This window comes from Nocardia sp. NPDC058497 (assembly GCF_042720195.1).
In the GTDB taxonomy this organism is placed as follows: Bacteria; Actinomycetota; Actinomycetes; order Mycobacteriales; family Mycobacteriaceae; genus Nocardia.
On record NZ_JBHXMY010000160.1, the window covers coordinates 1 to 11,150 of the forward strand.

Genomic DNA, 11,150 nt, shown 5'->3' on the forward strand with positions numbered 1-11,150 from the left:
CCGGCGACCGGGGTGATGTGCGGTTTCGTTGACCGCCCGGCGGGCAGCGAGACCAAGCTGCGCACCTCCCGCCACGGAACCAAGAACCACGCGCTGATCAGCGGCCTGCCCAGCCACGAGCGCCCGGTGGCGTTCTACGGCCTGTTCGGCACGCTGGCCTGGCTGGTGTCGCTGATCCTGACCGTCCCGATCGTGATCGAGTTCTACAACACCCACGAGGTGGCGCGGTTCCCGACGCTGTTCTTCGCGTTCACGCTGATGCTGCTCGGCAGCCTCGCCTGGACCGCCGGCATGATCCTCGACGGCATCCGCCGGTCCCGCCACGAGGCGGCGCGACTGGTCTACCTGCGCTATTCCGCGGCCGGGGTGAACGACGACGTCGCTGCCGGAGACCGTCGGTGACGACTTCGATCGAGCCGGACACCACCGTCGAGCACAGCTTGCCCGCTCCCCCCGCACCCAGCGCCAAGGACCGCGTCCTCGCGCCGGTGCGCACGCTGACCCACAAGCTGGGCGCGGCCACCGTCGCGTTCGCCGTGATCGCGACCGTGTTCGGCGCGCTGTTCGCCGTGCTCACGCCGACGTTCTGGGGCCATGACGAGATCACCCAGTTCGGCCGCGCCTACCAGGTCGCGCACGGTGGGGTGTTCCCGCAGCGCATCGCCGACGATCGTGGCGTCGCCTACGGCGGCCAGATCCCGGTCAGCGTCGACGAGCTGATGGGCTACGCCTTCCGCGACTACAACGACAACCCCGACGAGTCCGAAGAGCCCAATGCCATGGTGGCCGACCCCGCCGCCTACGACCGGCTGGGCGATGCCGAGATCTCCGCGGCCACCGAGCCCATGTGGTTCACCAACACCGCCGCCTACTCGCCGCTGCCGTATGTGCCTGCCGCCGTTGGTATCCGGCTCGGTGAGGCGCTCGGCCTCGATGTCGGCGGGTTGTCTCTGCTGACCCGGCTGGCCGGGCTGGTCGCCTACCTCGCGGTCGTCGGGTTCGCGCTGTACACGCTGCGGGAGCGGCGCAGTCAGTGGCTGGTGTTCACCGTCGCGGTGCTGCCGATCGCGCTGTTCCAGGCGGGCACCGTCACCGCGGACACGCTCACCAACGCGCTCGCGATCATGGTGTCGGCATTGCTGCTCAAGGCCCTGTTCGTCGGTGATCGGCTGCGGCCGGTGGAAACCGGTGCGCTGCTGGCCGCGACGATCGCGCTGCCGCTGAGCAAACCGACCTATGTGCTGCTGGCGATGCTCGTGGTGGTCGTGCCCGCCGACCGGCTCGGATTCACCGGAAAACGCACGCTGATTCCGTGGGCGTTCGCCGCGACCGGCGCCACGCTTTTCCTGGCGTGGACCAAGATCGCCGCGCCGACCGGCGAGGGCATGGGCCTGATGCGCCCGCCGCACCAGTGGTACGAGGTGCGTCCGGGCGACCAGCTGAAGGGAGTCCTCAGCGACCCGGTGCAATTCGTGCACACCTTCGGCGAGAGCATCGCCCTGCGCGATCACCGCTGGTTCAATCAGTTCTTCGGTGAGCTCGGCTTCGCCTATGTCGACGTGCCGGCGATTTCGATGCTGGCGTGCCTGATCGCGTTGGCGGTGAGTTTCGGTATCGCCGACCGGATGCGCACCGTGACGGCCACTTTCCGGCGCACCCTGATCGTCGCGCTGACGGTGCTGGCGAGCGTGGCGATGATCTACGTGACGCTGTACATGTCGTTCACGCCGGTCGATTTCTACATCATCGACGGTGTGCAGGGCCGGTATTTCGTGCCGCTGGCGATCATGGGCCTGGCCGTTGTCGCGCGCTGGGTTCCCTTGCGGCTCAGCGATTCCGACGGCGTGATTCCCACTCGCGGAACGGCGATCACCATCACCTGCGCGTCGGTTTTCGCGCTGATCGCCGCAGCCGCAACGTATTACACCGTCGTCTGGGGATAATTTCCCCGGACGACGGTGGGGGTCAGAGCTTCTTTTCGCCCGCTGCCGCGTAGGCGCGTTCGGTGGCGGCCTTCTTGGGCCGCCACCAGTCCTCGTTCTCGCGGTACCAGGTGATGGTGTCGGCCAGGCCCGCCCGGAAGTCCGCGTACCGCGGTGACCAGCCCAGTTCCTCGCGCAGCAGGCTCGCGTCGATGGCGTAGCGCTGGTCGTGGCCCGGCCGGTCGGTCACGTGATCGAAGTCGGCGGGATCGCGGTCGAAGGCCTGCAGGATGAGCTGGACGACGCTGAGATTGTCGAGTTCGCCCTCGGCGCCGATGAGGTAGGTCTGGCCGATCCGGCCGCGGTCGAGAATGTCCCACACCGCGCGATTGTGATCGTCGACGTGGATCCAGTCGCGCACCTGATGGCCGGCGCCGTAGAGCCGAGGCCGCACACCGTCGATCAAATTGGTGATCTGGCGTGGGATGAATTTCTCCACATGCTGATACGGGCCGTAATTGTTGGAACAGTTCGACAGCGTCGCACGGACGCCGAACGACCGGGTCCAGGCGCGCACCAGCAGATCGCTGCCCGCTTTCGTCGCCGAATAGGGGCTCGACGGGTTGTAGGCGGTGGTTTCGGTGAAGGCCGGGTCGTCCGGGGTGAGATCGCCGTACACCTCGTCGGTGGAGACGTGGTGGTAGCGCACATCGTGGCGGCGCACGGCCTGCAGCAGCGAGTAGGTGCCGACGATATTGGTCTGCACGAACGGCCACGGCTCGGCCAGGGAGTTGTCGTTGTGCGATTCGGCGGCGAAATGCACCACCGCGTCGACGCCGCTGACCAGATTGTCGACCAGGTCGAGATCGGCGATGTCGCCGTGCACGAATTCGATCCGATCGGCGACCGAATCCAGCGACGCGCGGTTTCCCGCGTAGGTGAGCGCGTCGAGGACGGTCACGTGCGCATCCGGGCGCGTGGCCACGGTCTGCTGGACGAAATTCGCGCCGATGAAGCCGGCCCCGCCGGTTACGAGCACTCGCACCACGCCAACGATACGTGCTCGCGCATGCGTGCCGTGCGGCGGAGTCCGGCCGAAATCCGTTGCCGTACCGCCGCACTGCCGAGGCACCCCAGGCATTCACACCGTGACGTCGGTCACACTACACGCCGGTAGGTTACGAGTAGGGGTCCGGTTTCCTGAGAAAAAGCCCAGTCGACGCTCAGGTTTCGAGCTGCGCACCGGAGCCGGGGCATGACCGGTGAACGGAATTTGAATAGACAGTCACAGCCGGTTCACCGCTCGTTAGCTGCAGGGGATTTTGATCATCGAGTCCCCTCCGAACGTTCCAACATCGAGGTTCAACGAAAATGCTGATGAGGAAATTCGCCGCCACCTCGGCGCTGCTGATCGCCGCCATGGGCGTCACCGCCGGCGCCGTCAACGCCGCGCCGAACGAGGCCCCGGCCCCGATCAACTACACCGCCGAGCAGGTGAACGGCCAGTCCGTCATCACCACCGACGCCGGCTCGCTGGTCGCCGAAGACGGCGCCTTCAAGATCAAGGCCGCCGACGGCACGACCGTCGCCGCCACCCCGCTGTCGTTCCGCCTCGATGACTTCGAGTTCCCGATCGCGGCCGACATCTCCGGCAACAAGGCCGTCCTGACCCCCGAGCTCGACCCGGCCAAGGCTGTCTACAAGCCCGTCGCACTGCCCTTCGAGGACAAGGCGCCGTGGAAGTCCGAATACGACCGTGAGGTCGCGGCGTTCAACCGCATGAAGGACACCATCTCCGTCGGCGCCTCGATCGGCACCCTCGTGGGTGGCCTCGGCGGCGCGGCCGTCGGTTGCGTCCTCGGCGGTATCGTCGGCGCGACCGTCGCCTCGGCCACCATCGTCGGCCTGTTCGGCCCGTTCCTGCCCGCCGCCGCCCTCGGCTGCATCGGCGGCATCCTGGCCGTCGGCGCGCTCGGCGCTCTGGCCGGCCAGATCTTCATCACCGCGCCCGTCGCGATCGGTGCCGCGATCCAGTACTTCGCCACCACCACCGCACCCTTCACCCCGCCGGCCAAGTAATTCCGGTCTCGCACAGCGAAAAGACCCGTCCGGCACGTGCCGGGCGGGTCTTCTCTCGGTAGAAGGCTCGTCCGGCCGATCGTGATCTCCGACGTCCGAGCCAGCTCGATAGCTTCTACGCGGTCCTGGCCCGCTGGGCGGGTTCCAGGGCCACCCGGACGAACTTGGCGACCCGGCCGAGCACCGAGCGGCTCTCCGGCATGCTCGGCAGGATGCTCATGAACGCGTGCACCTGGCCGCGCCACAGCTCGAGGGTGTTGGGGACACCCGCCGCGGTGAGCCGGTGGGCCATGAGCTCGCAGTCGTAGCGCTGCAGTTCGTCCTCCGCGGCGATGAGCAGGACCGGGGGCAGTCCGGCGAGGTCCGCGTTGACCGGCGACAGCGCCGGGTCCAGCGGGCCCTCGGTCTCGGCGCCGAGCCGGACGACGGCCTCGAGGCCCGACAGCGGGATGTACGCGTCCCGGCTGACATTGACGTATCCCTGCTTGGCCCGGTAGTCCAGATCGAGCAGCGGGCTCAGTCCCACCAGCGCCGCGGGCAGCGGCAGACCGATCTCGCGGGAGCGCAGCGCGGTGGCGAAGGTGAGGTAGCCGCCCGCGGAGTCACCCGCGAAGACGATCCTGGCCGGGTCCGCGCCGTGGCGCAGCAGCCAGCGGTAGGCGAGCACACAGTCGTCGATCGCCGAGCTGATCGAGCGGCCGGGCAGCTGCCGGTACTCCACATTCAGCACGGGCAACCCGGTCCGCCTGGCCACCCCCGCGACGATCGCGCGGTGCGACTGCAGGCCGCCGACCGCGAATCCGCCGCCGTGCATGTACAGCACCGCACCGTGCCGCAGCGCGCGCGATCCGCCGGCGGGCCGCACCATCTCCATCTTGAAGCCGTCCATCTGGATCTGCTCGCGCTCGATGCCGTGCGGTTCCGGCCGCAGCCGGGAGAGCAGGTCGACGGCGACGGCGCCGATCGGGATGGTCGCCCGGTTGATCGGGACGGTCCGCAGCAGCGGTCCGATGATGCCGACGCACGCGCCCATCAGGACCCGCGAGGAGGTGCTGCTCCGGCCGGAGTTCACGATGATGCCCTGGCGGGGCTGGCCGCTACTCTTGGCCGTGGTGGCGGGCGCGACCCCGCTGAACACACCGATTCCGGCAATCTTGGGCGTTGCCATCGCGCACCTACCTCAAAGCTGGCGCGTCGACCGCGGACCCCGGTAATCCCCGGAACGGATGTCGACGCTGACATCTAACAAAGTGATGTTTCACACATCGAGGCTCACCTAAGCAGATGAACCGATGCCTGTCTCGGTAATCGCCCGACACACCCGGTCACGAAACGTTCGTGACCATTTCGTCGACGTGTCGGAACCTCCCCGACTCCGCGTGAGCGAGAGCTGGCAGACTTCCCCCATGCGCGGAATCATCCTGGCGGGCGGCACCGGTTCGCGGCTGCACCCCATCACGCGCGGGGTGAGCAAGCAACTCGTCCCGGTCTACGACAAGCCCATGGTCTACTACCCGTTGTCCACCCTCATGCTGGCAGGGATCGACGACATCCTGGTGATCACCACGCCGGAGGACGCCGACGCGTTCGCCCGGCTGCTCGGTGACGGCAGCCAGTTCGGCGTCTCGATCAGCTACGTGGTGCAGCCCGAACCCGACGGACTCGCGCGCGCGTTCGTGCTTGGCGCGAGCCATATCGGCGCCGAACCCGCCGCCCTGGTGCTCGGCGACAACATCTTCCACGGCCCCGGCCTCGGCTCCAGCCTGGCCCGCTTCCACGACATCGACGGCGGCGCTGTCTTCGCCTACTGGGTCAGCGACCCGACCGCCTACGGCGTGGTGGAGTTCGAGCAGGGCCGCGCGGTCTCCATCGAGGAGAAGCCGAAGGTGCCGCGCTCGAACTACGCCATCCCCGGCCTCTACTTCTACGACAACGACGTGGTCGACATCGCCCGCGAACTGCGCCCGTCGGCGCGCGGGGAGTACGAGATCACCGACATCAACCGCGCCTACCTCGAGCAGGGCAAGCTCAGCGTCGACGTGCTCGCCCGCGGCACCGCCTGGCTCGACACCGGCACCTTCGACTCGCTGCTCGACGCGGCCAACTACGTGCGCACCATCGAGGAACGCCAGGGCCTCAAGATCGGCGTGCCCGAAGAGGTGGCGTGGCGGCGCGGGCTGATCACCGACGACCAGCTGTGCGAGCTGGCCGAACCGATGGTGCGCTCCGGCTACGGCCGCTATCTGCTGGATCTGATCGACCGCGGGAAAGACTGGTAAGCATGCAGTTCCGTGAACTGGCCATCCCCGGCGCCTGGGAGGTGACCCCGCGCCTGCTCGGCGACGACCGCGGCATGTTCTGCGAATCGTTCAAGGCCTCGGAATTCGAGAAGGCCACCGGGCGGCCGTTCGAGCTGCACCAGGTGAACACCTCGGTCTCGGCGGCAGGCGTGCTGCGCGGCATCCACTACACCGAGGACCCGCCCGGTCAGGCCAAGTACGTGACCTGCGTGCGCGGCGCGTTCCTCGACGTCGTCGTGGATCTGCGGCCCGGCTCGCCCACCTACGGGCGCTGGGACAGTGTGCTGCTCGACGACGTGCACCGCCGCTCGGTGTTCCTGTCCGAGGGCCTGGGCCACGCCATCCTCTCGCTGGAGGACGGCTCGACGGTCACCTACCTGTGCTCGCTGGAGTACACCCCCGAATTCGACCGGGACATGGACGCTTTCGATCCCCGCCTCGGCATCGAGTGGCCGACCGAGGGTCGCGACGGCAGCCGACTCACCTATATCCGCTCCGCCAAAGACGAAGTCGCCCCGCCTTTTTCCTGATTCACGTGAAACGCCGGACGGCACCACCCGCGAAAGGTGGTGCCGTCCGGCGCTGTCCGATCAGGCGACCGGCTCGAGGACCTTCTCCTCGGCGACCGGCACGTCCGCGACCCGCGACCGGGTCAACCGCGGCAGGAAGACCGTCAGGGCGACCAGCGCGCCGACGATGGTGACGCCCGCGGCGAACTCGAGGCCCGGCCGGTAGGTGTCGAGCATCTGCTGCGGCGTCGCACCGGCGCCGTGCCCGCCGGAGGTGACGATCGCGGTGGTCACCGCGAGCACGATGGCCGCGCCGACCTGCATGGAGGTCTGCAGCACGCCGGCCGCCAGGCCCTGCTCGTCGTCATCGATACCGCTGGTGGCCTGCACGTTGATCGCCGGGAAGCCGACCCAGCCGATGCCGATCAGCAGGATGGCGGGCAGCAGCACGGTCAGGTAGTCCGGCGCGGTGTCGACCCGCAGGAACAGCAGGTAACCCACAGCCATCACGGACATGGTGACGGCGATGACCGGCCCGGTGCCGAAGCGGTCGATCAGCTTCTCGGAGAAGAACGCCGACCCGACGACCAGGATGCCCACCGGCAGCAGCGCCATCGCCAGCTTCAGCGCCGACCAGCCCAGCGTGTCCTGCATGTACAGGGTGACGATGAACTGCCAGCTGAAGTACGAACCGGCGACCGCGATGATGGCCAGGCTGGCCCGCACCAGCGACACCTTGCGCAGGATGCCCAGGCGCACCAGCGGGTGCTTCACCCGCTGCTCGGTGATCACGAACGCGGCGAACAGGGCGATGACGGCGAGGAACGAACCGACCGTGCGGACCGAGGTCCAGCCGACCTCCGGCGCGGTGACCACGGTGTAGACCAGCAGCAGCATGCCCGCGGTGGACAGCAGCGCGCCGAGCAGATCGTGCCCGCCTTCCTCGGCCTTACCATCCTTGGGCACCAGCACGTAGGCGGCGACCAGGGCGGCCAGGGCGATCGGGACCGGCAGCAGGAAGGTCCAGCGCCAGCCGACGCCGGTCATCAGGCCACCGAACAGCAGGCCCATCGAGTACCCACCGGCACCGAAGACGGTGTAGATGGACAGCGCCTTGTTGCGCGCCTTTCCTTCGGCGAAGGTCGTGGTGATGATCGACAGGCCGGTGGGCGCGGTGAACGCGGCCGCCAGACCCTTGATGAAGCGGGTGACGATCAGCAGCGCCGGGTCGCTGACCAGGCCGCCGACCAGCGAGGCGACGGCGAAGACCGCCAGCGCGATGAGGAAGACCTTGCGGCGCCCGAGCAGGTCGGCGGTGCGCCCGCCCAGCAGCAGCAGGCCGCCGTAACCGAGGACGTAGCCGCTGACGAGCCACTGCAGGGTGGAGGTGGACAGATCGAGTTCTGCGCCGATGGACGGCAGCGCGACACCGATCATCGAGACGTCGAGACCGTCGAGGAACAGAACGATGCACAGGGTGATCAGCATGCCCCAGAGGCGAAGCGGCCACCTGGTCGGATCGGTCGCCTGATCTGCGGCCGAGAGCGTTGCTGGCGAAGTCATGCGGAGGACATTACATGCACACGCATTAATTGCCAACACATAAATTGCGGTTGCATGGACATGCCCCGATCACTAAGATGGGGCCATGTCGAACCCGGCCACAGCATCAGCTCGGCGCAACGAAGCGCCCCCCGAGCTGGTCGGCCAGTGGCGCGAACTGCTCGATCGGCACGCCGCCGTGAGCTGCGCACTGGAGAAGGCGCTTCAGCACGAACACCGCATCGGACTCAGCGAATTCGAGACCCTCGATCGCCTGGTCGACGCGGCCTGTCAGAAGTACCGGATGACCGAACTGGCCGGCGACATCTACCTGAGTCAGAGCGCGCTCTCGCGCGCCGTGGCCAGGCTGGAGAAAGACGGCCTGGTCGAGCGCACCATGTGCGCCGAGGACCGCCGCGCCATCTTCGTCCACCTGACGGAAAAGGGCAGGGCGGTCTACGACCGGGCCCTGCCCACGCACCGTGCGGTGCTCGCCGACTCCTGGTAGGAGCTACAGCGCGCCGGATGCCGCCGCGCTGATGTCGGTGAACGCGCCGCGGTAGCGCTCGTAATCGGCCGGCTTGTCCAGATAGGCCGAGCCGGCGAAGGTCTCGGCGTAGACCACCGGCGGTTCCGGCCGGTCCAGCGAGCCGTCGACGCCGAAGTCCAGGATCACGAACCGGCCCGATTCCAGCCCTGCGTGATAGCCGGTATCACCGGGCACCACCTGGATCCGGACCGTGTCGAGCTCGGCCAGCTCGCGCAACCGCGCGCGCTGGGCGGCCAGCACCCGATCGTCAACGATGCGGTGGGTCAGCACCGCCTCGGCCAGCACCACCTGCAGCCGCAGCGGCGAATCCGCGCGGGTGAGCAGCGCCTGCCTGGCCTCGAGCACCCGCAACCTGCGCTCGAGCTCGGCCTCGGTCAGCCCCGCCACGGTCTGCTCGAGCAGCGCCCTGGCGTAGTCCTCGGTCTGCAACAGCGCCGGGACCAGGCCGTCCTCGTAGATCGACAGCGCGGTCGCCGCCTCCTCCAGCCCGATGTAGACCTCGAAGCCCTCCGGGATCACATCGCCGTAGCTCGTCCACCAGCCCCGCGCCTTGGTTTCGCGAGCCAAGGCGGCCAGCGGCTCGACGAGCTCCGCCGGCGCGCCGTACACCTTGCACATCGCCTCGACATCGAGGCTGCGCAACGAGGTCTGGCCGGTCTCGATCCGCCAGATCTTCGCTTCCGACCACTCGAGTTGCGCCGCCGCGGTCCTGGTCGTCATCCGCGCCTGATTGCGCAGGTCACGTAAGTGCCTGCCCAGCTGCCTGCGCGGCATCGTCGAACCGGTGACGCCCTGTGGTGAAGCCATACTTCCCCCCTGTTATCCAAAATCCGGTCTCCCCCATCGCTTTCGGAGACCGCCCTACCCAGCCGACATAGGCGTCGGATCTGCGTACGGATTGTTTCACAATGAATCGACCATCGCGCAACACATAGTTCAGGGGGCAAGCACGGAGCTACTTTTTCTTCCTGAAGCGCCAGAACTGCACGGCGCGAACGTCTTCGGAGAGCTGGTTCACCGGCTCGGCGACATCGGAGAGCGCCTGGAACAACCCGTCGGCCAGGTCGCTGATGTGCTCGACCCGGCCCGCCAGCCGGGCAGCGTTGCTCGCGAACTCCAGCATCAGCCGCACCGCGGCCGCGATCGTCAGCCCGAGCGGAATCGCGACCAGCGCGGCGAGGATGCCGAGCAGCGCCGAAGCCCGCCACGCCAGCACCGTGAGCACGACCGGAATGCCGACACCGAAGGAGACGACGCCGAGGATGTAGGCCAGCGGCAGCAACGTTCTGGTCGCGGGCCTGCGGAACTGGACATCGAGCAGCGAGCGCAGTACTTCGGCGGCCCACTGCTTGGCCGATCCGGTGCTGCGGAACGGGTCGTCGAAACCCGCGTCGCGCGGTATGTCCGAATCGTCCGTGTTCTCGTCGCCGGCCTGCGCCGCCCGCCGCGCCGCGCGCTTCACGTCGGTCTCTTTCCAAGAGAGCCAGCGTGATTCGGCTTCGAACTCCTCGGGTTCCCCCTCGGGAGACGGGGTGGTGCCCGGCGCTTCGGTCATATGCCGAATCCTGCCCGGTTTCGGCCCCTACGCCAAGCCTGCCGGGCCACATCCTCCGATAGCGAAGGTCGGTGAAGTGAGACGAACCAGACAGTCGCGAATATTTTTCGGGAACGGCGTAACAACACGGCCACCCCGGTCCGATACGACCCATGAACGCAGGAACAGAGCTCTTCGGGGAATGGAGAACACAGTGCGCACGACGTTTCCGACCACAACCACGGCCGCCGAGAAGGGTGCCGCCGCGCAGGAGTACGCCGCGCGGGGTTGGACGGTTGCCGAAACGGCCAATGGCCTGTGCCTGATCACCGACGACGAGGTCTCGGCCATCGAGATCACCGGTGAGATGGCGGGCGAGGTCCGTCGCTTCCTGCGCGCCAACAACCTGTCCGGCCCCGTGATCGAGATCCCGGGCCAGGAGCGTCGCGAGATCCACCTGGTCACCGGTGTCCGCAAGGCCGCCATGGCGATCGAGGCCATGCGCGAGGCCGGCGTCGTCGTGCACACCGACGGTGCCAGCATCCCGCTGCCGCCCACCCAGCTCGCCGCGGGCAGCGCCTCCTGGGGTGTCGCTCCGACCGAGGCCCGCTGGGTCCCGCCGGTCGTCGCCCTCGGTGCCGCCGTGCGCGCCGCCGCGACCCGCAAGCGCGCCACGCTGACCGTGGCCTGCTGAGGACAACAACTCACCGAACC

11 protein-coding genes and 1 pseudogene are annotated in these 11,150 nt (G+C 68.1%); 7 read left to right on the top strand and 5 right to left on the bottom strand.

Annotated features, from left to right (window positions below; genetic code table 11):
• Nucleotides 1-402: pseudogene (locus ACFWPJ_RS13535) on the top strand (glycosyl transferase); the annotation flags it as partial.
• Nucleotides 399-1,943 (top strand): DUF2142 domain-containing protein, encoded by a 1,545-nt coding sequence (locus ACFWPJ_RS13540; protein WP_378850703.1) that lies wholly within the window; start codon nt 399-401, stop codon nt 1,941-1,943. The pseudogene ACFWPJ_RS13535 and the gene ACFWPJ_RS13540, both read left to right, overlap by 4 nt.
• Nucleotides 1,944-1,965: 22 nt before the next feature.
• Here ACFWPJ_RS13540 and rfbB read toward each other — a convergent pair whose 3' ends face one another.
• Nucleotides 1,966-2,967, bottom strand: coding sequence for a dTDP-glucose 4,6-dehydratase (rfbB, locus tag ACFWPJ_RS13545; protein ID WP_378850706.1), 1,002 nt, complete (start codon nt 2,965-2,967; stop codon nt 1,966-1,968).
• A gap of 326 nt (nt 2,968-3,293) precedes the next feature.
• Between rfbB and ACFWPJ_RS13550 the strand changes: the two genes are divergently transcribed.
• Nucleotides 3,294-4,001 (top strand): hypothetical protein, encoded by a 708-nt coding sequence (locus tag ACFWPJ_RS13550; RefSeq protein ID WP_378850709.1) that lies wholly within the window; start codon nt 3,294-3,296, stop codon nt 3,999-4,001.
• 115 nt (nt 4,002-4,116) lie between these two features.
• On the opposite strand, the gene ACFWPJ_RS13555 is transcribed toward ACFWPJ_RS13550, so the two are convergent.
• Nucleotides 4,117-5,169: an alpha/beta hydrolase gene (locus ACFWPJ_RS13555; RefSeq protein ID WP_378850711.1), complete on the bottom strand. Its 1,053-nt coding sequence runs from the start codon at nt 5,167-5,169 to the stop codon at nt 4,117-4,119.
• Nucleotides 5,170-5,407: 238 nt separating this feature from the next.
• Between ACFWPJ_RS13555 and rfbA the strand changes: the two genes are divergently transcribed.
• Nucleotides 5,408-6,280 (top strand): glucose-1-phosphate thymidylyltransferase RfbA, encoded by an 873-nt coding sequence (rfbA, locus tag ACFWPJ_RS13560; protein WP_378850713.1) that lies wholly within the window; start codon nt 5,408-5,410, stop codon nt 6,278-6,280.
• Nucleotides 6,281-6,282: 2 nt separating this feature from the next.
• Nucleotides 6,283-6,831 carry a dTDP-4-dehydrorhamnose 3,5-epimerase family protein gene (locus tag ACFWPJ_RS13565; protein ID WP_378850716.1) on the top strand — a complete coding sequence of 183 codons (549 nt, stop codon included), beginning with the start codon at nt 6,283-6,285 and terminating at the stop codon, nt 6,829-6,831.
• A gap of 60 nt (nt 6,832-6,891) precedes the next feature.
• Here the strand turns inward: ACFWPJ_RS13565 and ACFWPJ_RS13570 are convergent, their stop codons facing one another.
• Nucleotides 6,892-8,373: an MFS transporter gene (locus tag ACFWPJ_RS13570; RefSeq protein WP_378850719.1), complete on the bottom strand. Its 1,482-nt coding sequence runs from the start codon at nt 8,371-8,373 to the stop codon at nt 6,892-6,894.
• An 85-nt stretch (nt 8,374-8,458) separates the two neighbouring features.
• Here ACFWPJ_RS13570 and ACFWPJ_RS13575 point away from each other — a divergent pair, with 85 nt between their 5' ends.
• Nucleotides 8,459-8,860: a MarR family winged helix-turn-helix transcriptional regulator gene (locus ACFWPJ_RS13575; protein WP_378850722.1), complete on the top strand. Its 402-nt coding sequence runs from the start codon at nt 8,459-8,461 to the stop codon at nt 8,858-8,860.
• A 3-nt stretch (nt 8,861-8,863) separates the two neighbouring features.
• Here the strand turns inward: ACFWPJ_RS13575 and ACFWPJ_RS13580 are convergent, their stop codons facing one another.
• Both ACFWPJ_RS13580 and ACFWPJ_RS13585 read right to left on the bottom strand, forming a co-directional pair.
• Nucleotides 8,864-9,709, bottom strand: coding sequence for a helix-turn-helix domain-containing protein (locus ACFWPJ_RS13580; protein WP_378850725.1), 846 nt, complete (start codon nt 9,707-9,709; stop codon nt 8,864-8,866).
• Between the two features lie 148 nt (nt 9,710-9,857).
• Nucleotides 9,858-10,457 carry a DUF4282 domain-containing protein gene (locus ACFWPJ_RS13585; RefSeq protein WP_378850728.1) on the bottom strand — a complete coding sequence of 200 codons (600 nt, stop codon included), beginning with the start codon at nt 10,455-10,457 and terminating at the stop codon, nt 9,858-9,860.
• 181 nt (nt 10,458-10,638) lie between these two features.
• On the opposite strand from ACFWPJ_RS13585, the gene ACFWPJ_RS13590 reads away from it, so the two are divergent.
• Nucleotides 10,639-11,130 carry a hypothetical protein gene (locus ACFWPJ_RS13590; protein ID WP_378850730.1) on the top strand — a complete coding sequence of 164 codons (492 nt, stop codon included), beginning with the start codon at nt 10,639-10,641 and terminating at the stop codon, nt 11,128-11,130.
• Nucleotides 11,131-11,150: the final 20 nt, after the last annotated feature.

Coding starts and splice junctions, on each gene's coding strand:
- ACFWPJ_RS13555 (WP_378850711.1), bottom strand. CDS start 5,169: ATGGCAACGCCCAAGATTGCCGGAATCGGTGTGTTCAGCGGGGTCGCG.
- ACFWPJ_RS13580 (WP_378850725.1), bottom strand. CDS start 9,709: ATGGCTTCACCACAGGGCGTCACCGGTTCGACGATGCCGCGCAGGCAG.
- ACFWPJ_RS13550 (WP_378850709.1), top strand. CDS start 3,294: ATGCTGATGAGGAAATTCGCCGCCACCTCGGCGCTGCTGATCGCCGCC.
- ACFWPJ_RS13575 (WP_378850722.1), top strand. CDS start 8,459: ATGTCGAACCCGGCCACAGCATCAGCTCGGCGCAACGAAGCGCCCCCC.
- rfbA (WP_378850713.1), top strand. CDS start 5,408: ATGCGCGGAATCATCCTGGCGGGCGGCACCGGTTCGCGGCTGCACCCC.
- ACFWPJ_RS13585 (WP_378850728.1), bottom strand. CDS start 10,457: ATGACCGAAGCGCCGGGCACCACCCCGTCTCCCGAGGGGGAACCCGAG.
- ACFWPJ_RS13565 (WP_378850716.1), top strand. CDS start 6,283: ATGCAGTTCCGTGAACTGGCCATCCCCGGCGCCTGGGAGGTGACCCCG.
- ACFWPJ_RS13590 (WP_378850730.1), top strand. CDS start 10,639: ATGGAGAACACAGTGCGCACGACGTTTCCGACCACAACCACGGCCGCC.
- ACFWPJ_RS13570 (WP_378850719.1), bottom strand. CDS start 8,373: ATGACTTCGCCAGCAACGCTCTCGGCCGCAGATCAGGCGACCGATCCG.